Source organism: Dactylosporangium sp. NBC_01737 (genome assembly GCF_035963215.1).
Lineage (GTDB): Bacteria > Actinomycetota > Actinomycetes > Mycobacteriales > Micromonosporaceae > Dactylosporangium.
Genome location: NZ_CP109153.1, coordinates 13,021,218 through 13,043,041 on the forward strand (window position 1 = coordinate 13,021,218; position 21,824 = coordinate 13,043,041).

A 21,824-nucleotide genomic window follows, 5' to 3' on the forward strand; every position below is an offset into this window, starting at 1 on the left:
ACGTTTTCCACACCCCGCGAACAATGGTGTGGAAGGTGTTTGCAAATGCGTAGATCCGTGGTCTATCCGCTGGTCGCCCTGGGTGCGGCGGCCAGCACCCTGTGGTTCGGCTCACCTGCGTCGGCACACGGATACGTGTCGTCCCCACCGAGCCGCCAGGCACTGTGCGCGCAAGGGAAGGTCGCCGACTGCGGCGCCATTCAGTACGAGCCGCAGAGCGTCGAAGGCCCGAAGGGTCTCAAGACGTGCAACGCGAACAAGCCCGAGTTCGCGGTGCTCAACGACAACAGCCGCAACTGGCCCGCCACCGCCGTCGGCACCTCGGTCACGTTCAACTGGGTGCTCACCGCCCGGCACTCCACCAGCACGTGGGACTACTTCATCGGCAACACCCGCATCGCGCAGTTCAACGACGGCGGCAAGCAGCCGAACGCGACCGTGGCGCACCAGGTGAGCCTGGCCGGCTACTCGGGCCGCCAGACGGTCCTCGCGGTGTGGAACATCGCCGACACCGCGAACGCCTTCTACAACTGCGTCGACCTGCAGATCGGCGGCGGCTCCACGCCCACGCCCACCGCGACCGCGACGTCCTCACCGAAGCCGACGGCAACCGCCACCACGAAGCCGACGCCGACCGCTTCCAAGACGCCGACCAAGGCTCCGACGACGACGAAGCCGCCCGCGCCGAGCGGCGCCGCCTGGGCCGCCGGCGTCACGTACCGCGTCGGCGACGTCGTCACCTACGACGGCCGCCGGTACCAGTGCCGCCAGTCGCACACGTCGATCTACACGTGGGAGCCGATCTACACCCTCGCGCTCTGGCTGCCGGTGTGACCGTCGTGACGCGCATCCGCACCGTCGCCGCCGTCCTGGTCGCCGCCGCCGTCCTGCTCACCGGCTGCAAGGACGTCAACAAGCCCGCCGCCGCCACCCCGCAGGGCGTCGCGGCCGTCGCCGAGGGGCCGCACAACGCCTACGACGTGCTGTTCCTGCAGATGATGATCGGCCATCAGCGGCAGGGTCTGGAGATGTTGAAGCTCGGCAGGGACAAGGGCGTCCGTGAGGACGTCGTCAACCTCGCCGGCGCCATCGACGTCACCGAGGCCGAGGAGGTCGGCCGGATGACCGGCTGGCTCACCGGCTGGAACGAGCAGGCCACCGGCTCCGACGACCACAGCAGCCACGCCGCGCACGGCGGCCAGGCCGCGACCGGCGAGGAGCAGCTCAGGGCCCTGCGGGACGCGTCCGGCGCCGACTTCGAGATGAAGTTCCTCAACCTGCTCATCGCGCACCAGCACAACGCGGTCGAGATGGCGCAGCAACTGAAGACCAACGGCCAGAACACGACCGTGAAGCAGTTCGCGGAGCGCATCGAACTGTCGCGCACCCAGCAGATCAAGCAGATGCTGGCGCTCGTCAGCGGCTGAGATGTTCGGGGAGGCCGGGCGAGGGGAATCACTTCCCTCGTCCGGTTCTTCGTTCTGTGAGGTACGCGATGTCATCCTCGGAAGCCACGAGCCGCTGCCCGGTCTGCGACGCGCGGGTCAACGTCAATGCCGGCTCGCCAACCCCCGCCCATCAGGCCGACGGCGCCGCGACCCAGTGCGCGGGCACCGGCAGGCCGTCCCATTGACCCCGGCGCCGGGTGATCCACCGCACGCAGGCATTTCACCCGTTTTGCGCACCGATCGGCCGGGGTACCGGCGGCACGATCGTCGGCATGTTGCACCTCGACCCTGACAGCGTCCTCGTCACCACCGCCGCTGAACTCCAGACCCGCCACCTCGAACGCGACCCCGACGACCCGGCCCGCTGCGGCGCCTGCGGCGCCCTGCTCCCCTGCCCCGTCGAGGCGGCCGCCGCACTGGTCTGCCGCGCCGGCGGCCTCTGGCTGGAGGGCGACACACTCGTCGACGCCCTCGAACCCCCGACCCAGCTGATAGCGATCCTCCCGGCCCCCGTATGACGCCGGCTCCACGCCCGATCACACCCCCGCCGGGCGCGAACACGCAGGTCGGCGGGGGGTTCGCCGAGTAAGTTTCAGAGAAGTTACGGCTGGCCCCCGAGGTGAGCGGCCTGCCCGCCGGTGGCCGCCTTGACGCAAGACCCTGCCTGTACGGACGGTGATTAGGTCGTTAATTGCAGTTCGTCAATGTAGGGAGACTCGATGAGGCGCAAGTTCGCCCTCATATCGGCCGCCACACTCGTGGCGACCGGCGGGGTCGTCGTGCTCGCCAACCAGGCGTTCGCGGCAGCCGGCTGCTCGGCCAAGTACACGATCACCAACCAGTGGCCCGGCGGTTTCGGGGCCCAGGTCGACGTCACGAACCTCGGCGACCCGCTCACCAGCTGGAACGTCGGCTGGGACTTCGGCAACTCGGGGCAGACGATCACGCAGATCTGGAACGCCAACAAGACGCAGTCGGGCGTGCACGTCAACGCCACCAACCTGAGCTACAACGGCAACGTCTCCACCGGCGGGACGATCTCGTTCGGGTTCAACGGCGCCTGGACCAGTGCCAACCCCGCCGGCACCAACTTCACGGTGAACGGCACGGCCTGCACCGGCACGCCGACCTCGCCGTCGGCATCGGCGTCGTCCTCCACGTCGACGAACCCGACGGCGCCGACCGTGGCGCTGACGAGCCCGTCGTCCGGCTCCTCGTTCACCGCCCCCGCCACCGTCGGCCTGGCCGCGACCGCGACCGCCCCCGGCAGCACGGTCAGCAAGGTCGACTTCTACAACGGCACGACGCTGCTGGGCACCGACACCAGCTCGCCGTACACGTACAGCTGGACGAACGTCGCCGCCGGCTCGTACACGCTGACCGCCAAGGTGACCAACGCCGCGAACGCGACGGCCACCAGCACCTCGGTGCCGATCACGGTCACCACCGGGGGCAACAACGGCACCCACGTCGACAACCCGTACGTGGGCGCCAAGGTCTACGTGAACCCGGACTGGTCGGCCAAGGCCTCCGCCGAGTCCGGCGGTAGCCGGATCGCCAACCAGCCGACGGGCGTCTGGCTCGACACGATCGACGCCATCACGGCGCCGTCGGGCTCGGGCTACACCACGAGCATGCGCAAGCACCTCGACAACGCGCTCGCCCAGGGTGCCACGCTCGCCCAGTTCGTGATCTACAACCTGCCCGGCCGGGACTGCGCGGCGCTCGCCTCCAACGGTGAGCTCGGCCCGACAGAGATCGACCGCTACAAGACCGAGTACATCGACCCGATCGCCGCGATCGAGGCCGACCCCAAGTACGCGTCGATCCGCATCGTCAACATCGTTGAGATCGACTCGCTGCCGAACATCGTGACCAACGCGGGCGGCGAGGCCGGCGCGACCGCGGCCTGCGCGGTCATGAAGGCCAACGGCAACTACTCGACGGGCATCCAGTACGCCCTGAGCAAGCTGCACGCGGCCGGCACCAACACCTACAACTACATCGACGCCGCGCACCACGGCTGGCTCGGCTGGGACAGCAACTTCGGCCCCGCCGCGACGCTGTTCGCCCAGGTGGCGCAGGGTGCCACCGGCGGTTTCGCGACCGTTGACGGCTTCATCACCAACACCGCGAACTACTCGGCGCTGACCGAGCCGTTCGTCACCATCGGTGCCACCGTCGGTGGCCAGTCGGTCCGGCAGTCCAAGTGGGTCGACTGGAACTTCTACACCGACGAGCTCACCTTCGCCCAGGCGTTCCGCACCAAGCTGGTCTCGCTGGGCTTCAACTCCAACATCGGCATGCTGATCGACACCTCCCGCAACGGCTGGGGCGGCACCGCCCGGCCGACCGCGGCCAGCACGTCGACCGACATGAACACCTGGGTCAACGCCTCTCGCATCGACCGGCGCATCCACGCCGGCAACTGGTGCAACCAGAGCGGCGCCGGCCTCGGTGAGCGGCCGCGGGCGACCCCGGCCACCGGCATCGACGCGTACGTCTGGATCAAGCCCCCGGGCGAGTCCGACGGTTCCAGCTCGCTGATCCCCACCGGCCCGAACAACCCGGGCGGCAAGGGCTTCGACGGGATGTGCGACCCGACGTACACCGGTAACGGCCGTAACGGCAACAGCATGAGCGGCGCGCTGCCCAACGCCCCGGTCTCCGGTGCCTGGTTCTCCGCGCAGTTCCAGCAGCTGATGCAGAACGCGTACCCGGCGCTGTAACAGGCCGATCGCACGCCGGAGGGTCCCCGAGGTTTCGGGGGCCCTCCGGTCTTTGTGCGCTCCGGCGTGTACAACAGACGCCATGGACGCGAAGCGGGCGCAGGGAATCGGGTTCGCCGCCCTGATGGGCGCGGCGGCCGGTGCGGCCCTCGCCGCGCACCGGGGGCCGCGCGGCGCGGTCAAGGGCGCACTGCTCGGCGCCGGAGCACTCGCCGCCGTCGACGCCGCCGCGCGGGCCGTACAGCGGCCGAACGAGATCCCGGCGGTCTGGTCCCGGATCGCGGCCAGCGGGGCCGTCGCGGCGCCCGCCGGATGGGCGGCCGGCAAGGCGGGCGCGAGCTCCCTCGCCGTGGGCGTCGCCAGCGGGGCGGTCGCCGGGGCGATGGGGATCCGGCCGCACAAGGTCGCGCTCGGACCCGTCGTCGGGCTTGCCGTCGGCGCGGCGATGCGCGGGCGGCCGCCGGCGCAGGTGGCCGCGGCGAGCGTGGTCGCGTTCCGCACCCTGTCGCAGCTGGTGTTCCGGGAGCCGCAGGTGACGCTCGTGGCGGAGAAGGCACCGGCGGAGCGGCTGCCGTTCGTGGTGCCCCTCGAAGCGCGGACCCGCTACGTCGGCACCGGCTACGTCCGCGCGCTCGCCGAGGCGACCGGCGGCGTCTACGGGGAGGCCGCACCCGACGTCGGCATCGTCGCGGACCTCGGCCGGCTCGCCGGCCCGGAGTTCGACCCGGCCGGCGTCGACCCCCTCGTGCGGGAGTTCTACGAGCACACGACCCGGTTCACGCTCGACATCGTGCCCCGCTGGCGGCCCTGGGTGCGCCCCGGGTACCTGCTCTACCGCACCCTCGTCGCCCGGCCGCTGGGGCAGGCGAACGTGCCGATGAACCAGCGCGAGGCGCTGCGCGGCGTCCGCAGCCGCATCGACACCGTCACCGCCGGCGGCGTGGAGACCCGCGGCTGGATCCGCAGCTTCGCCGACACCGACGAGCCGATCTACGTCGGCATCTACACCACGTACCGCCACGGCGACCGCGGCTACGTCAGCGTCGGCTTCCCACTCCCCCAGGCGAACTTCACCGCGACGCTCGCACCGCGGCAGCGCGAGGACGGCGGGCTGCGCCTGACCAGCCGCGGCGCCGACGGCCAGACCGGCCACTACCTCAGCTACATCGACGCGGACAGCCGCGACCTGTCCACCCTCGCGGTGCACGGCTTCGCCGAAGCCCTCGACGTGTACGTGGAAGACGGCGAACTGCGCGCCGACCACGCCTTCACGCTGTTCGGCCTGCCGTTCCTGACACTCGAATACCGCATCACCCGCAAATCCGCGTGACCGAGCCGTGCTGTGAGCGGTGTCCGGGACCGCGCGAGGCCGCGCTCGTTGCACGCACCGCACGTGGTCGGACTCAGCCTTTGGTGAGGTGCCGGGCCAGGCGCAGGCTCAGCGCGGCGAGGGTCAGCGTCGGGTTCGCCGCCGGTGAGCTGGGAAAGACCGAGTTGTCGCACGCGAACAGGTTCTCGTACGCGTGGAAGCGCAGGTCGGCGTCGACCACCGACGCGCCGTCGGCGCCCATGCGCAACGTGCCGACCTCGTGCGCCACCCCGCCGAGCTTCGCGGTCGCCAGGTCGAGGTTCTCGCCCGCGAGGGGTTCGGCGCCCAGGCCGGCGAGGACCGTGCCGGCGAGGTCACGCACCTCCTCCAGGAGCGCGGCCGGCAGCGGGTACGGCTGGACCTCCACCCGCACCGGCCGGTCCGGCGGGCCGTCCAGCTGGACGAGGTTCGTCTCCACGAGCGGCGCGTTGAACAGGAACACGATCTCGCCGAGGGTGGCGTCGGCCTTGGCCTCCCGGTGCCGGCGCAGGTTGTCCGGGTCGATGTAGCGGCCCTGGTTGAAGTCGGCGCCGAGCTCCACCACCACGTTGTACGGATGGTTGTCGGGGCTGGTGGCACGGTGCCGGGACCACACCTTCGCCGAGGCCTGCGCGGCGGCGGACGGCGATCCGGCCGGCAACGAGAAGTGGGTGAACATGATCGGGTGGTCCGTGATCCCGCGCCCGATCAGCCCCGCCGGGTCGGCCAGCTGCGACTGCAGCGCGATCTTCGCCGACTCGATCGTGCCGGCGCACAGCACCACCGTGTCCGCCCGGTAGCTGCGCTGCCGGCGGCCGAGCAGGTCGTAGCAGACGACGCCGGTGGCGCGGGCGCCGTCCACGAGCACCCGCTGCACGGCGTGGTTGAGGTTCACCGTGGGCCGGCGGGCGCCGGCGTCGACGGCGAGACGGTCCTCGCTGAGCAGGTCCGCGGTGGAGAACATCCCGCCGGGCACGGACAGCGGCGTGTACCCCTGGTACTGCACCGCCACCGGGGCGTCCAGGTGGTCGAAGTCCGGCAGCAGCTCGGCGAGGCGCCGCTTGGTCTGCTCCTGGAACGGCGAGCCGAGCGGCCCGTTGCGGTTGAGCGCGTCCTCGGCGAGGCGGTAGCCGGTGGTGCCGAGGTACTCCGCGACCGGCGCCGGCCAGCCCACCAGCTCCCACGCGCCCATCCGGGGGATCAGCCCGCCCCAGAACACCGAACGCCCGCCGAGGTTGAACGCCTGCGCCCCGCCGAAGAACGACCCGGGCGCGTTGACGTAGTTGGCGACGCTGAAGTCGCCGAACAGCCCCCACACGTTCTTGTCGAACTGCCCGATCCGCAGCCGGCGCGGCAGGTTCGCCACATGGGTGGGGAACAGCAGCGAGCCCGCCTCCAGGACCAGCACGTCCGCGCCCGCGTCGGCGAGCTGGTCGGCGAGCAGCCCGCCGCCCATACCCGAGCCGACCACGATCACGTCGTAGACGTGCTCCTCGTCGTGCGCGGGCGGGAACAGCAGCTGCTGCACGCGGCCGTTCTCGGTGACCACCGCGGGTTGCGGTGCGAACGTCACCGCCGCGTCGGTGAAGTCGTACCGGCCGCCCGGGACCGGCTCCACGACGAGATCGGCTCCCGCCATCCAGGCCGTCCCGTCGAGCACGAACTTGAACACGAACGGGCCGGGCCGGTCGGCGAGCGCGAACGTCCACGCGCCGTCGGTGAAGATCCCGGGATGGTCGGCGATCCAGCCGTCGTCGGCGGTGCGCAGCACCACGTCCTCGTCCGGCCGGTGGATGTCGGTCAGGAAGCGCACCTCGAACACGGCGACAGCCTCGCAGCGCATTGTTGCGCTCAGGTGTCCGGCGTCCGTCCGTGTCGCGACGGCCCTCGGCGCGGTCAGGAGCCCAGGACGGCGTGCCTCGCCGGCCGGACTGTCAGCGGGTCGTCACGGTTGCAGATGGAAGATGATCGCGTCGGGCTGCTCCTCGCGGGTGATTCCCAGACCCTCGCCAGTGGCGGTCAGCGCGTGCTGCGAGAGGATCGCACCCTCCGGCGGGTTCTGCCGAAGGCCGGCGTGCGGCTCTCGGAGCACGACCACGGTGCGCACGCCGAGCGAGCGCAGGTGGGTCACACTGGTCTCGTCCGGGAAGTTGCGGGTGACCTGCCGGGTCTTCTCAAATCCGACCGGGGCGAAGCTGCTCGAGCCGTTTGCCAGCTGCACGAAGTTGGTCGTCGACCACAACATGTACAGCTCGTCGTCCATCCAGTCCGACGGCAGGACCAGGATCGGCCCCTTGAGACTGGCGAACGCGGCGGGCGCCTTGGGCACCGTCGGGTACTGCGCCGTCTGGATGCCCTCGAGCAGCACCAGCGACACCGGCAGCAGCATCCCGAGCGCCAGCAGCGCCCGGGATGACGCCGGTCGCAGGGTGCGCAGCCATGGGCCCAGACGTTCACCGACGGCTGTCACCGCACCCGCCGCCAGCATCGCCAGGAGCAGCGTCACCCACACGACCAGCCGGCCCGGCGTGCGGATCGCATCCCAGCCGGGCAGGTACTCGAACGCCAAGCGGTAGAAGACGCTGACCGGAGCTCGCAGGCCCATGGCGAGGGTGACTGCCCCGGCCAGCGCGACCCCCAGCCACAGCCGCCGCCGCCAGGACCACGTCGACAGCAGCAGTCCGATCGCCGCGAGGGCGATCAGGGCATATCCCGGCAGCAGGATCGCCTCCCAGCCGCCGCGCCCCTCCAGTTGCGCGCGCAACCCCTGGTGGGCGTCGCCCCACAGCCAGTCGTCAGGTGACGCGGTGAGGAACCCCTCAATCGGCGGCGAGTAGAACAGCACGTCGGTGAGGGTGCGGCGGCCGTACGGGTAGATCTCGATCACCTTGAGGTAAGGCACGGCCATGGCGCCGCTGACCGCGACGAAGATCAGCCCACCAACGGCGTCGAGGCGCAGCAACCGCTTGTCGAAGCGTGGCCGGCGGCGGAGCCAGCACGCGAGCGCGAACACACCGAGCGCCGCGAGGGCGTAGCCGAAGGGCAGGCCGATGCCGAAGCCGAGGGTCACCTGCCACGCGGCGACCGACCAGCCGGCCAGCACCCAGCGCGGCCGGGCGGCCTCCGGGCGGTAGCCGTGTCGCAGCGAGTAACCGTGGCCGCGGGCCAGCATGGCCAGGGCCAGCGCGATGCCGCCGGTCGACAGCACGTGCAGGTGGAACATCTGCACCCAGCGCCACGGGGCGTATGCGAAGGCCGCGCCCGCCACGGCTGCGCCGGCGACACGCGAACCGAGCTGACGGGCCAGCATGTAAGCGCCGAAGAAGGCCAGCGCGAAGGCCAGCTCATACATGATGTTGTACCGCAGGATCGCGGCCTGCGGCCCGGACCCGATCAGGCTGGCCGGCAGATAGCCGAGCAGGGTGTCGGAGAACGCGAAGGCATACTGCTCACCGAGGGATGTGTTGGTCTGCCACAGCCGACCCGGGTCGTGCAGGACCGCCCAGCCGCCCCACGACATCTCCCACGCCTGCAGCGAAGGGTCCCACGTGTCGCCGGGCAGCGTGTGCAACGGGTCGCGCATCGTCGGCCACGTCATCGCCACCGACAGCAGGATCGAGCACAGCGCCGCGAGCGTCCACTCGTGCGACAGGAGCCGGCCGGCGGCGCGCAGGATCCCGGCGGGGCGGGGTGGCTGCGCCTCGGGGGCGTCGGACCCGTGCTGCGCGAGTTGGACGCCGGCTTCCGACCGATCTGACATGTTCATCCTATTCGATCGAATTGCGGTGCGAGGCTATCGGCCGCCGCCACGCAGCACCTCACCGACGGTCCGCAGCAGAACCTTGACGTCGAGCCAGATCGACCAGTTCTCGATGTAGTAGTTGTCGAACCGGGCGCGGTCGGAGATCGGGGTGTCCCCACGCAGGCCACTGACCTGGGCCAGGCCGGTGAGCCCGACCGGTACGCGGTGGCGCATCGCGTAGTCGGGGTAGTTGGCGGTGAAACGGTCGACGAAGTACGGCCGCTCCGGGCGCGGGCCGACGACGGTCATGTCACCCCGCAGGATGTTCCAGAGCTGGGGCAGCTCGTCGATGGATGTGCGCCGCATGAACCGGCCGACCGGGCCGATCCGGGGGTCGTCGGCCACCGACCACTTCGTCTGCGACTCCGTCTCCGAACTGGGCCGGATCGAGCGGAACTTGAGCACCTCGAACGGCTTGCCCTGGAAGCCGATGCGCTGCTGGCGGAAGAAGATGCCGCGGCCGCCCTCGACGAAGGTCGCGATCGCGGCGAGCAGCAGCACCGGACTCAGGATGGTCAAGGCCACGGAGGCGAAGATCACGTCGAAGGCGCGCTTGACGACGCGGCGCGTGACGGACAGCGTCGGGCGGTGCACCCGGACCAGTGGGATCGCGCCGACGTGGTCGGGCACGCCGCCGTCGGACGGGAACTCGCGCATCCTTGGCACGATCCAGAGGTCGCACCGCCGCATGGCGGGCGAACGGGCGATCTCGATGAGGCGGCCTTCTGCGCAGGTAGGGTCGGCGATGATCACGACGTCGCAGTCGACGGTTCCTAACAGCGTCTCGATGTCGTCGAGCGTGCCGACGAACGGCATGATGTCGCGGCGGTCGTGCGTGCCGGGGTCCTCGTCGACGAAGCCGACCAGCCGCAGTCCGTATTGCGGATAACGGCGCAGCAGACGGGCCAGCTCGACCGAGACCGGGCCGCCGCCGATGATGACCACGCCGTGCTCGACCCAGCGTCGGCGCCGCGCGAAGATCACGGCGTTGGTGGTGATGGCACGGCCGATGAGCACCGCGAGCACCGAGACGCCCATCTGCCGGAAGAGCCCGGCGAGGTACGCCTGGGGGCCGTGCCGCTCGGCGAAGATGATCCCGACCATGGCACAGGCGATCAGCGTGCGCCCGAACAGTGCGGGCGCCAGGTCGAGGAAGCTCAGGTGCCGCCGGCCACGGTAGAGCCCGCCGAAGGCGAACAGCAGCACGCTGAACAGAGCCGCGACGCCGAGGCCCTTCCAGTGCTGCAGACTCCACAGCAACGGCACGAGAAACGCGAGCAGGTCGATCGGGACGGAGATCATCCAGGCCCGCAGCGGCCGGGTCGACCGGGCGAGCCTGGAGCCGAGGTAGGGCTGCACGACAGTGGGGCCGTCGATGTCGGCGTACTGACGTCTGCCGGAACCGGAGCTGGAACCGGAGCTGGAACCGGAGCTGGAACCGGAACCGGAGTCAGCTGTGCGCTGCTCGGGCACCCACCACTGGAATGGCCCGGCCTCTGCGTCGACGCCCGCCTTGGGTTCGACGCCGACGGTCGGCTGCCGCGGATATGACACGTTCTCCCCCGAATGCCGGGCGACTTTCTGCCACCGCGGACGAACAGCATGCTAGTGGCTTCCCCGACACTTCCGCAGCCCGCGGGACGGCCCGAAATGCGGCCGTAACAGGGTCGTCATGGGATAATTCACCTTTATCTTCAAAACAGGTTATTTCGGAGATACAACCCGGCCCGATGCAGGACCCCGCGGCATGCGGGGGATCAGTAGCATGGCGGCTATGCCAGCACGGGAGCCGTTCATCGACCCTGACGCCACGAGAGAGGTGGACGCTCGGGCCGTCCCGCGGCAGCGCTCCGAGCCGGCCTCGGACGACGCACTGGACCTGGAATTCGACCCTCCGGAGCGCAGTTCGAGTTCCCGGCAACGAATGAAAGCCAGGACGAAAACCGCGACGGCGACCGAGCCGGAGACCGACCCGAAAACCAGGCGACCGCCGATGCGGCGTGGCAAGCGAATCCTTTTGATCTGTCTGGCTTCGCTGGTTGTCGTAATCGGTTTGCTCGCTGCAGGTGGCGCGATATACGTCAATTCAGTCGAAAATCGGGTGAAGCGGGTCGAAGCGTTCGATCAGGTGCCCGAGGACGACCGTCCGCCGAAGGTCGAGGCCGCGAAGAACGCGATGAACTTCCTGGTACTCGGCAGTGACACCCGCGATCCCAACACCCCGGGCGGCTCGCGCAGCGACACGATCATCCTGATGCACCTGACCAAAGACCACTCCGCAGCGGACCTGATCTCGATCCCCCGCGACACGTGGGTGCACGTGCCGAAGTCCGCGAACGGCAAGTTCGGCAACACCGACGCGAAGATCAACGCGGCCTACGCGTGGGGTGGCGTGCCGCTGACCGTGCAGACCGTCGAGGCGTTCACCGGGGTGCGGATCGACCACGTGGCGATCATCGACTTCGCCGGGTTCAAGGAGATCGTCGATGCGCTCGGCGGTGTGGAGATCGATGTCGAATCGACCTTCACCTCCACGCACTCGCTGAACAAGGACAGCATCCGGCACTTCACCAAGGGTTTGCAGACCATGGACGGCGCCGCGGCGCTGGACTATGCCCGCGAGCGCTACGCGTTCGCCGACGGTGACTTCGCCCGCATCCGCCACCAGCAGCAGGTGATCAAAGCCATCCTGAACAAGGCTGTCTCCGGCGGGCTGCTCACCGATCCGGGCCGGCTCAACGCGTTCCTGAAGGCCACCGCCGACGCCATCACGGTCGACAAGGACCTGGACATGTTCTCCATGGCCAACGACCTGCGGCACCTGCGCGGCGAGAACCTCACGTTCCTCACGAACCCGAGCAAGGGCACCGGCATGATAGGCAGCGAGAGCGTGGTCCTGCCCGACCTGCCGGCCGGCAAGGCGCTGTTCGACGCGGTGCGTCAGGACCTGCCATTGCCCGGAGCGCCGGCGGCGCCGGCCGTCACACCGAGCTGACGTTCCCCGCGGCCGGCGCGGTGGCCGACGCGGCGGGCGCTGCCACGGCGGGCGCCGCGGCAGGTTCGCCCGCCGCCGCGTGCGACTGAGCCGGTGGCCCACACCGATCGAGGGCGGCTCAGTGGGGATCACGTATCCGCTGACCAGGAAGAACGCCACGACACCGACGCGACCGAGGTCGACCCAGTCGTGGCTCCACGCCCGGTATCCCGGGTACTGGTCGGCGATCAGGTGCTGCGCGAGCACCATGAACGCGGCGACCCCGCGGCCCCTTCGAGAAACGTGATCCGCCTGGTGCGGTCGACCGCCGCCGTCGGCAGCGCCTGCTGCGTCTGCATGTCTTCTCGCTCCGTGTGCCGACCGGTCAGCCGTCGGCGAGCACTTTGATCGCCCCGCCCGGAAAACGCGCGCACAGCTGGGTCTGGCCGCCGACGGTCCGCACGAACAGCCGCACCGCGCCCGCGTCCGGCGGTGGCGGCGTCTCCTGCGCGCGCAGGTCGAACGCCGGGCGCACGACCAGGCTCTTCGTCGTGTCGCCGATGCCGGAGACGAGCTCCACCTGGGTCGACGGGGCCGGCTTGCCGATCCAGCCCAGGCCGGTGCCCGGGGTGGTGCCGCCGCCGTCGGACACCGCGCCCGGCTGGCTGAGCAGAGCGCGGATGCTGGACAGGCCCCGGTCGGCGCCGAAGTCGACGGCGGCGGTCCCACAGTTCATGATCTTCGTGTCGACGAGGATGCCGGCGGGCTCGGTCGGCTTCGGACCGGCGAGCAGCTGCAGGCCGACCTCCTGCGGGTGGTTGTAGCCGGCGATCAGGCCGCCGACCCAGCGGCAGTCGTTGCGCGAGACCCGCACGCCGATGCCGCCGTTGAAGTCGGCGAAGCAGTTCATGCAGTTGATCGCACCGGCGGCGAGCTCGAACGCGACGTTCTGCTCCAGGCCCCAGGCGTGGCAGTTGACCATCGACGTGCCGGTGCTCTCGCCCGCGAGCCGGAAGCCGGTCACGTTGTTCTGTGACGACACGCAGTTGAGGAACATCGAGTCGTGCGGGCCGTTGAAGTTGACGCCGTGTCCGTCGTTGTCATGGGTGCGCAGTGCGGTGAGACGCGCCTCCATCTGATGCGACGGCGGAGGCAGGGCCGCAAGAGTGCCCCATTCGCTGTAGATACCATCGTTGCGGCAGTTGTACGCGATCACCTCGGTGAGCTCGTAGCCGTAGGCGTAGAGACGCAACCCATACCCACCGTTGGGGTTGTGCTGCTTGTTGCCGTCCAGAGCAAGGTCACGGACGCTGAAGTTGCCGATGCCGCCTTCGCCACGGCTGCCGGAGAGCTTCTCGAAGCGGTCCGACTCGATGATCGCGCTGTTGGCGCCCGGTCTGAGCCGCAGCAGGGTCGCGTCACCACCCGCGCCGCGCAGGTGCACGCCGGAGTACACGGTGAGCTTCCCCGTGAGGTAGACGCCCGGCGGCACATACACGATGCCGCCGCTCTGCCGGGCGGCCGCGATCGCACGCTGCAGGGCGTCGGTGTCGTCGGTCTTGCCGTCGCCGTGGGCGCCGAGGTCCTGGGCGTTGAAGACCATCGCCGCGGACGGTTCCGCGCCGCCGGCGGGGTCGCTCCCGTCCCGCATCAGCGCGCCGACCGCGGCCGCGCCCAGGAGGGTGGCTCCGGTGCCCGCGACCAGAGCGCCACGCCGGTTGAACAGCGCACGCCGGGTGACCGACGTGCGCCAGTCGGCGTCGAACCGGCTGGCGGAGTCGTCGATCATCGGGACCTCATCTGCTGAAGGAATGAAGCGCGCACGGTCGATGCAATCATGCCGATGCCGCCGGGTCCAAAGTCGTCATCCGCTCAGGCTCGAGCTTCGGCGGCGTGCCGCGGGCCCGCAGCGCGTACCAGACCACCACGGCCGCCTCGGTGGCAGCCAGTTGCAGGAACAGCCCGGACACCCGGTGCACCACGGCGATCGACACGGCGAGTCCTCCGAACGCGACCACCCGCGAGCCGACCGCCGAGACCAGGAACCGGCGCGGGGCCGCCCGGATCATGTGCCGGACCGACAGCCACGTCGACACTGCCAGCATCGCCTTGTACACGCAGAACAGCGCGATCACGCCGACGGCGACCCGGGTGAGCTCGTCGGCAAGAACGCCGCGCACCCACGAGCTGCCCAGGACAGCCGCGCTGACCGCCACCAGCAGCACACCGGTGAACATGCGGGTACCGGTGAGGAACCTGCTGGCAGACCCGCCGACGATGTCCTCCCGGGTGCTCGCCGACAGGGCCACGTGGAACGGCCCGAACGCGAGCTCCATGGCCCGCAGCACCACGATCGCGTCGACGCCCACGATGCGGCCCGCGACGGAGGGCAGCGCGACCGAGTACGACAGGTCGACCCCGGCGGCTAGGCAGTACGTGGACCCGACCCGCACGCTGGCCAGGTACGGTGGCCGGACCGTCCGGCCGGGCGAGCCGCCGCGGCGCAGCCACACCCAGCCGAGCACCAGCAGCTGCGCGGGGACCGCCGCGACGTCCAGGCGCTGGTGCGTCAACGCCAGGACCGCGCCGGCGACGAGGGTGCCGGCAGCGGTGAGCTGCGGCACCAGGTTCGCCAGCTGCCGGGACCGGGTGCGTGCGGTCGACCAGAACGCCGCCTCCAGGGGCAGCTGCAGCAGCACCGGCGCGATCATCGCGAGCCGGCTCCACGGCGTGACGTCGGGCAGCGCGATCAGCGCCGACAGGTACGCGACGGCGCCGACCGGCACGATCGTCACCACCGCGGCCCGGCGCGCCCAACGTTCGAGGTCCCAGCCGGCCGGCACCAGGCCCGCCGAGAGCGGCCGGCCGACCAGGGCCTCGATCAGGGTGTACGGGATGGCGAGCAGCGTGCCCTGCAGCGCGACCAACGCGAGGTGCGACTGGTCGGTCCACGACGCGAGGAGGAAGATCACGACGCTGCTGAGCCGGGTGAGGGCCTGCACCGACAGTTGCGAACGCTGCAGCGCAGCTACCGTGCGTCGCGCGAAGCGCATCGCTCAGGCCTCCTCAGCCGGGACGTCCGTGGGCCCGGCGACAGGGGCGGACGATACGGTCGTGGCCACGACGAACGCGGCCAGGCACAGCATGGCGCCGTCGTACTCCCATGCCTCCAGCACCAGGAACGACGCGGCGAGCCCGGCGAGCGCCGCGACCGGCACCACGGCGGCGGGTCGGGTGGCGGTGTCCCTGGCCAGACGCACCAGCAGCACACCGATCAGCACCACCGTCGCGAGGGCGACGATCGGCCCGAACTGCAGGGCCAGGCTCACGTAGTAGTTGTCGACGAAGACCTGCTCGCCGTGGGCGAACCGTGAGTTCGACGCGGCACCGACCGCACCCACCCCGCGGCCCCACCACGGCAGGTCGTGGCGCAGCAGGTCGGCCCACACGTCGAAGCGCTGGAACAGGCTGTTGGCGCCGGTCGCCCCGACGGTCACGAAGCCGACCGCGACCAGCGCGAGCACGCCGAGTCCCAGGAACCGCGCCCGGCGCCGGCGGGCCGCACCGCCACCCCGGTTGAGGACGACCGCGGCGATCACCCCGCCGGCCAGCAGTACCGCGCCGGACCGGCTGGTGCTCAGCGCGAGGCACAGCCCGGCGGCGATCGCGCCGGCGTGCCAGGCGCGCTGCCGTGGGCGGCTGGCCGGATCGAGCCACAGTCCCACGTAACCGAGCAGGTACGCACCGGCGAGCATGCCGAGGTCGGCGTTGAAGTCGGTGAGGCCGGGCGCCCGGAAGTTGCCGTCGATGTACCGGATGGCCCGGCCGTGATCGAGACCCCACGCGGCGAGCCTTCCCGGCCCGAGCATCACTTCGAGGAGCGCCGCGACACCGTTCGCGACGAGCAACCATGCGAGAACCGTCGCGAAACGCAGCCGGTCGCGTGCCGGCTGGGCGGCGACCAGACCCAGCAGCAGCAGCGGGAACACCACGTATCGCACCCCGAGCAGGCTCTGCACGACGCCGTGATGCGCCATACCGACCGCGAGGCCCAGCAGCAGCACCGCGCACACGACGCCGCCGGCCACCAGCCGGCCACGGCCGGGCCGCTGCCCGCCGCGCAGCACCGCGACCGCGGCCACAGTGCAGTGGACCAGCACCACGAGCACGGTGGACTGATCGAGCAGATATTCACGCCCGCCGAACGCCGCGCCGAAGACGTGCTCGACCCCCGCCGCCCACAGCCCCAGGGAGGTGGTGGCCACGATCGCGACGTACACCAGGCCGGCGAACGGCTTGGCCAGCACGTAGCCCAGCAGGGCGACGACCGGCGGCAGCCACGGCGACAGCCCGGCCAGGGCGCAGCCCACGACCGCGAGCACCGCCGCGACCACCGCGACCCCGACCTGCCATGAGGTCTCGCGCATGCGCTCGCGGATGCTCACCCATGCTCCCTGAGCGTGCCGGGCCGCCCGGTCCGCGCCCCGGCGACCGCGTGGTATGCCTCGAGCACCGCGTCCACATGGGCCGGCCAGTCCAGCCTGACCCCGTCCTCGGCGGCGGAGGCGGCGAACGCCGCGTATTGCGCGTCGGTGCTGAGGACCGCCTGCCGCACGGCCCCGGCCAGCGTGGCCGTATCGGTGAACTCGACGACCGAGCCCGCCGACGCCATCGGCGGCCGGGCGATGGCGCTGCTGATGATGGGCCGACCGGCGCGCAGCGCCTCGACGCAGGAGATCGGGAAGTTCTCCACCCACTGGCTGGGAAACACCAACCAGCCGGCCTCGGCCAGGGCGGCGGCCTTCCCTGCGGCGTCGAGGAAACCCAGGTAGCGCAGCGTCGGGTCGGCCGCGGCGGCCGCCTCCACGGCGGCGCGGGCCGGGCCGTCGCCCGCCACGAGCAGCGTCCCGCGGACCTCGCGGCCGACCGCCCGCCACGCCTCCAGCAGCACCTCGATGCCCTTGTGCGGGCTCAACGCGCCCATGAACAGCAGCACGTCACGGCGTCCCGGCGGCCAGTCGCTGCCCATGCTCTCCGGCACCGCGAGGGGCACCACCCGGCCGGGCAGCCGCCGGGCGCCGGGCACGTGCGAGGCGAGCAGGTCGCGGGTGCGGGCGGCCGGCCACAGCACGGTGACCCGGCGCAGCCTGCGGACCAGCCAGGCGGAGCGCAGATCGAGCAGCCGGTCCAGCGGCCCGGAACGGCCGCGGTTGGCGAGCGAGTTGTTCGGGTCGGCGATCGCATAGTCGTGCACGGTGTGCACGGTGGGGTGGACCCTCGCGAGGGCCGCGACCGGCAACGCTCCGACGCCCTGCCAGTTGTGCACGTGCACGACGTCGGGGGCGAAGTCGCGCAGATCGGCCGGACCGGCCCCGGTCGGGTCGAACACGTCGCCCAGGTGCGTGAACAGCTTGCGCGCCCCGGGCACACGCGCGGACATCCGGGTGCTCAGGACGCCGTCGCCGGGCTGGGCGTTCGCCGACGCGCGCGCGAAGACCCGCACCTGGTGGCCGCGTGCCTCGAGGTCGCGGGACAGATCCCGGACGTATTGCTCAGCGCCGCCGAGCAAGGCGAACGACGAGTGGACCATGGCGATACGCACGCGGAACCTTACCCTTCACCGGGTTGGGGCACCGCCTCGGGAACCGGCTGCCGGCGCGCCGTCGCGAACCGCACGCCGACGTGCCCGGCCAGTTCCTCGGCCGCCTGCCGCCAGCCGCGATGTGCCGCCGCGGGCGGCGCCTTCCACGTGTCGAGCGCGCGCAGCGCCGCCGCCAGTGCCGCGCCGGTCCAGGTGGCCATCCGGATCGCGCCGCCGCCGGTCGCCTCATGCAGCGCCGGATCGGGCGAGATCACGGTCGGGGTACCGAGCCGCATGGCCTCGGCGGCCGGCAGCCCGTACCCCTCGAAATGGCTCGGCATGACGAAGGCCGCCGCGCCGGCGAGGGTGGCGAGGTAGTCGGCGTCGCTGAGGCGATCCAGGAACACGACCCGGTCGGCGGCCGGCGACGCCGCCGCGGCCCGCTCGAACGCCTCGACGCGCTGCCCGCCGGTGAGCACGGCCAGTGTGTATTGGGAGTGCTCGGCCAGTGCCTCGACGGCGAGCTCGACGCCCTTGTGCGCGGCGTGGCCGGGCACCACGAGATACGACCGCCCACGCAGGGCTGCCGGCAGCTCGCCCGGGATCCCGGCGACGTCGCTGCCCGGGTGCCAGACGCGGGTCCGCTCGGCCGGCACACCGTAGACGCCGAGCAGGTCGTGTTGCGTGCGGGCGCTGACGCACAGCAGCCGCTCGGAGCGGCTCACTGCCATGCCGTAACTGGCCTGGCGGTACTGGCGCACCGCCACCGACAGGTCGTGCGGCCACAGCTTGAACGCCAGGTCGTGCATGACGGTGACGACCGGCAGGCGGCTGCCGGCGACGGCGATCGACGGGCTGAGCGACAACAGCCGCGTCGTGGCGGGGTCCAGGCCCGCGGTCGCCTGGCGCAGGGCCCTGGTGGCCGCCGCGATCGATCTGCCCCGGCCGCCGGCCTGCCGGCTCGCGGTCCGCACGTCGGCCTCGACGCCGTCCGGCACGTCCCATCCGGCCGGCACCGCGACCAGTTCCAGGCGGTGCCCGCCGGGCCAGAAGCGGACGATCTCGGTGAGCACCCGGGTGATGCCGCCCGGACCGACACCGCTGCAGTCGACGACCGTCGACGTGGGCGCCTCAGCCGCTGGTCGCATCGGTGACCCATTCGCTCATCCGGTGGGCGAACCGCTCCGGGGAGAACCGCGCCGCCTGCTCCTGCATGCGGCGCTGTGTGGACAGGCGCGGCAGGCGACGGACGGCCTCCGCGTGCGGCGCGGCCTCCAGGGAGTCCACCAGGTAGCCGGTCTCGCCGTCGACGACCGTCTCGAGCAGGCCACCGCGACCCAGACCGATCACGGGTGTGCCGCACGCCTGAGCCTCGACCGGGATGATCCCGAAGTCCTCGTGCGCCGGGAACAACAGCGCGCGGGCTCCCCAGTACAGCTCGCGCAGTCGCTCTTTCGACGGCCGGACCTCGAACGTGACGGGCACGCGGGCTGCGGCGGCGAGTTTCCGAAGGCGCGCCTCCTCCGGGCCGGAGCCGGCGATCACCAGCGGCAGGCCGGCCTCGTCCGCGATGGCAATCATGAGATCGAAGTTCTTGTACGGGATCCAGCGTCCGACCCCGAGCAGATAATCACGCGGCTGTTCACGCTGCGCGTGCGGCGCCGCGGCGAAGTAGTCCACGGCCACCGGCGGATTGACCACGACGGCGTCGCGTCGCCAGAACCGCCGGATTCGCGCCTGCACCTCACGTGAGTTGGCCGCGTAGGAGTGCACGTGCCGGTTGAGCCGCGAGTCGACGACCTGCAGCAGTTTGCGCGGTGCGCGCAGCGCCGGGTTCGCGCCACGACCGTCGAAGGACGGGCTCCAGACGTATCGCGCCGGTGAGTGCACGTAGCTGAGGTACCGCGTCGCCTCGTGCGAGCCGAGCCTGACCGTGTGCGCGAACGCATGGGTCGAGGAGATCACGACGTCGAACGTGGCGCGGCGATCCAGGGTTCGCCAGACCAGCGGCATCATCGGCAGCGCGAGGGCCTTGCTGCGACGCAGCGGCGTGCGGGCCAGCCATGACTCGCGCAGACCCAACCCCTCGGCACCGGCGTCACGCTCCGCCCAGAGCACGTAACGCGCCGCATGCGGCAGGAGGCCGGCGATGGCCATGAAGACCTGCTCCGAGCCGCCGGTGGCGCTGAACCATTCGTGGACCAGCGCGACCGACGAGCCTTCCAGAAGCCCCGCGCCCAACTGCCTCTCGCTGTCGTGCACGACTCCCCCGTTGCGTCCGCGCGCCATGATGGCGCCCACATGAAACGGGCTTACGTCGACGCTGTCAACAGACTGTGACACATACTTCCCCGCGGCGTCGCGGCCGCTTGTTCAGCTGTGGCGCTGCCACAGGTCCCGGAACGGCTGCCAGTCGCCGCCGAGGACCTCCTCGCACAGCGCCTCCATGAAGACCGCGGCGTTGCCGTCGTCGCGGTTCCACCAGATGCCGCACAACGCCCGGCCGTCGGACTCCTTGAGCGCGTACTCAACGTACTGGCCGGTCGCGCCGCTCCCGCCCGTCTTCGGCCCGGGTGCACCCTGACCGGGCGCAAGCCCCGGCGAGGTGACGCTCAGTTGGATCCGGAACGCACGGCCAGCGTCACGCTCGGTCTGCGACGCGTACTGCGCGAAGTGCACCGATACCCCACCGTGCCGGCAGAAGACATGCTTGGTCTCGTCGGAGGGCAGCTTCGGGCCGCCGGTGTCGGTGTTGGTCGCGCAGCCGCCCATGTCCGCGAGCCATGGCGTGGCGAGCGGCAGCAGGTCGCCGTCGAACTTCGCCTTGTTCAGCGTGGCCTGCGCGCGCTCGAACGTACCGAGCGACGGGCTCGCCGACGCGGAAGGCCCGGGCACCGGGTCGTTGCCGGCCTGATCCTTGCTGCCGGCGCCGAGGAAGTAGCCGCCGACACCGGCGAGCACCGCGACGATCACGGCCGCCACCAGCGTCCAGACGAGGGCCCGGCTGCCGGACGGGCGGGCGTTCACGTCGCCGAGCGCGGGAATCGGCTCCTCACGGACCGGCGAGTTCCAGCTCTGCTGGGGCGGGCCGGACGTCGGCGAGCCGACGGGAGGCCAGGAGCTCTGCACCGGCTGCGGCGAGGTCGGCACGCTTGCGGCCACCTGCGCGACATTCCACGAACCGGGCGTCGGCTGCGGCGGTATCGGCGTGGGCATGGGCTGGGCCACCGGGGCAGCGCCGGACGGGCCGCCCGTCCAGTATGGACCGCCGGAGGTCTGCGCCTGCCCGTACGGCGGCGCGGACGCCTGCCCGTGCGGTGGCGCGGACGCCTGCGCGTGCGGCGGGGCCGACGCCTGCGCGTGCGGTGGCGCGGACGCCTGCCCGTGCGGCGGGCCGTACTGCTGCTGGGCCGGGTTCTGCTGCGGATACTGCTGCTGCGGATACTGCTGCTGCGGGTATTGCTGCTGCGGGTACTGCTGCTGCTGCGGGTGCGGCTGCTGTTGGGGCTGCGGCGGGTACGCCTGGGGCGGCTGCTGCTGCGCTGGGGGCTGCTGCCAGTTCGGCGTCAGCGGCGCGGTCTGCTGGTCCCAGTCGGCCTGCTGCGCCTGCTGCCGCGGCGGCTCGGCCGGTGGAGGCAGGGGTGGCCACACCGAGGGCGGCCACTCGCCCTCGGCTGGATAGCCGGCACCTGGTTCCGCACGCCCCTCGTCACTCACGTGGCGCAGGGTATCAACGCTCGGCCAATTGTACAGTCCGTATGCACGGTCGGCTCGACCCAACGGTCGGCGTGCTCCACCAACTGCGGCTCCTCGTCCGCCCAGAGTTGCGGTGCCGTTCAGGCGGCGGCGGGGATCGAGCGCTTCCACCAGCGGGAGGGGTGCCACCGCATCCCGCGTGACGCGGTACGGGATGTGCCGGTGATCTTTCCCTCATCTGGTCCT

The 21,824-nt window shown here is 71.3% G+C and carries 16 protein-coding genes; 6 read left to right on the forward strand and 10 right to left on the reverse strand.

Annotated features, from left to right (window positions below):
- The first annotated feature begins 45 nt into the window (after positions 1 to 45).
- From OHA72_RS60100 to OHA72_RS60120, 5 genes are all read left to right on the forward strand, one after another.
- Positions 46 to 834: a lytic polysaccharide monooxygenase gene (locus OHA72_RS60100; RefSeq protein ID WP_327005020.1), complete on the forward strand. Its 789-nt coding sequence runs from the start codon at positions 46 to 48 to the stop codon at positions 832 to 834.
- Complete coding sequence (locus OHA72_RS60105; RefSeq protein ID WP_327005021.1) at positions 831 to 1,427, forward strand: DUF305 domain-containing protein; 597 nt, start codon at positions 831 to 833, stop codon at positions 1,425 to 1,427. Before OHA72_RS60100 ends, OHA72_RS60105 begins: the two co-directional genes overlap by 4 nt.
- A 293-nt stretch (positions 1,428 to 1,720) precedes the next feature.
- Positions 1,721 to 1,966, forward strand: coding sequence for a hypothetical protein (locus OHA72_RS60110; RefSeq protein WP_203851168.1), 246 nt, complete (start codon positions 1,721 to 1,723; stop codon positions 1,964 to 1,966).
- 201 nt (positions 1,967 to 2,167) lie between these two features.
- On the forward strand, positions 2,168 to 4,177 hold the full coding sequence (locus OHA72_RS60115) for a glycoside hydrolase family 6 protein (RefSeq protein WP_327005022.1): 2,010 nt from the start codon (positions 2,168 to 2,170) through the stop codon (positions 4,175 to 4,177).
- An 82-nt stretch (positions 4,178 to 4,259) separates the two neighbouring features.
- Positions 4,260 to 5,507: a hypothetical protein gene (locus tag OHA72_RS60120; protein ID WP_327005023.1), complete on the forward strand. Its 1,248-nt coding sequence runs from the start codon at positions 4,260 to 4,262 to the stop codon at positions 5,505 to 5,507.
- A 73-nt stretch (positions 5,508 to 5,580) separates the two neighbouring features.
- Here OHA72_RS60120 and OHA72_RS60125 read toward each other — a convergent pair whose 3' ends face one another.
- The 3 genes from OHA72_RS60125 to OHA72_RS60135 all read right to left on the reverse strand — a co-directional run bounded on the left by OHA72_RS60125 (position 5,581) and on the right by OHA72_RS60135 (position 10,881).
- Complete coding sequence (locus OHA72_RS60125; RefSeq protein ID WP_327005024.1) at positions 5,581 to 7,347, reverse strand: GMC oxidoreductase; 1,767 nt, start codon at positions 7,345 to 7,347, stop codon at positions 5,581 to 5,583.
- A gap of 123 nt (positions 7,348 to 7,470) precedes the next feature.
- The gene (locus OHA72_RS60130) at positions 7,471 to 9,285 is read right to left on the reverse strand and encodes a hypothetical protein (RefSeq protein ID WP_327005025.1); all 1,815 of its coding nucleotides are present in this window, start codon (positions 9,283 to 9,285) and stop codon (positions 7,471 to 7,473) included.
- 33 nt (positions 9,286 to 9,318) lie between these two features.
- Complete coding sequence (locus OHA72_RS60135; protein WP_327005026.1) at positions 9,319 to 10,881, reverse strand: sugar transferase; 1,563 nt, start codon at positions 10,879 to 10,881, stop codon at positions 9,319 to 9,321.
- A gap of 220 nt (positions 10,882 to 11,101) precedes the next feature.
- Between OHA72_RS60135 and OHA72_RS60140 the strand changes: the two genes are divergently transcribed.
- Positions 11,102 to 12,322, forward strand: a complete 1,221-nt coding sequence (locus OHA72_RS60140; RefSeq protein ID WP_327005027.1) for an LCP family protein — start codon at positions 11,102 to 11,104, stop codon at positions 12,320 to 12,322.
- 364 nt (positions 12,323 to 12,686) lie between these two features.
- Here the strand turns inward: OHA72_RS60140 and OHA72_RS60145 are convergent, their stop codons facing one another.
- From OHA72_RS60145 to OHA72_RS60175, 7 genes are all read right to left on the reverse strand, one after another.
- Positions 12,687 to 14,090: a glycosyl hydrolase family 28-related protein gene (locus tag OHA72_RS60145; protein ID WP_327005028.1), complete on the reverse strand. Its 1,404-nt coding sequence runs from the start codon at positions 14,088 to 14,090 to the stop codon at positions 12,687 to 12,689.
- 46 nt (positions 14,091 to 14,136) lie between these two features.
- The gene (locus OHA72_RS60150; RefSeq protein WP_327005029.1) at positions 14,137 to 15,354 is read right to left on the reverse strand and encodes a hypothetical protein; all 1,218 of its coding nucleotides are present in this window, start codon (positions 15,352 to 15,354) and stop codon (positions 14,137 to 14,139) included.
- A 3-nt stretch (positions 15,355 to 15,357) separates the two neighbouring features.
- Positions 15,358 to 16,746, reverse strand: a complete 1,389-nt coding sequence (locus tag OHA72_RS60155; RefSeq protein ID WP_327005030.1) for an O-antigen ligase family protein — start codon at positions 16,744 to 16,746, stop codon at positions 15,358 to 15,360.
- Complete coding sequence (locus OHA72_RS60160) at positions 16,743 to 17,903, reverse strand: glycosyltransferase (RefSeq protein WP_327005031.1); 1,161 nt, start codon at positions 17,901 to 17,903, stop codon at positions 16,743 to 16,745. Before OHA72_RS60160 ends, OHA72_RS60155 begins: the two co-directional genes overlap by 4 nt.
- 8 nt (positions 17,904 to 17,911) lie before the next feature.
- Positions 17,912 to 19,030 carry a glycosyltransferase gene (locus OHA72_RS60165; protein WP_327005032.1) on the reverse strand — a complete coding sequence of 373 codons (1,119 nt, stop codon included), beginning with the start codon at positions 19,028 to 19,030 and terminating at the stop codon, positions 17,912 to 17,914.
- Positions 19,014 to 20,123, reverse strand: coding sequence for a glycosyltransferase (locus OHA72_RS60170; protein ID WP_327005034.1), 1,110 nt, complete (start codon positions 20,121 to 20,123; stop codon positions 19,014 to 19,016). The genes OHA72_RS60165 and OHA72_RS60170 overlap by 17 nt, the downstream gene beginning before the upstream one ends.
- A gap of 132 nt (positions 20,124 to 20,255) precedes the next feature.
- Complete coding sequence (locus OHA72_RS60175) at positions 20,256 to 21,599, reverse strand: hypothetical protein (RefSeq protein ID WP_327005036.1); 1,344 nt, start codon at positions 21,597 to 21,599, stop codon at positions 20,256 to 20,258.
- Between the last annotated feature and the right edge of the window lie 225 nt (positions 21,600 to 21,824).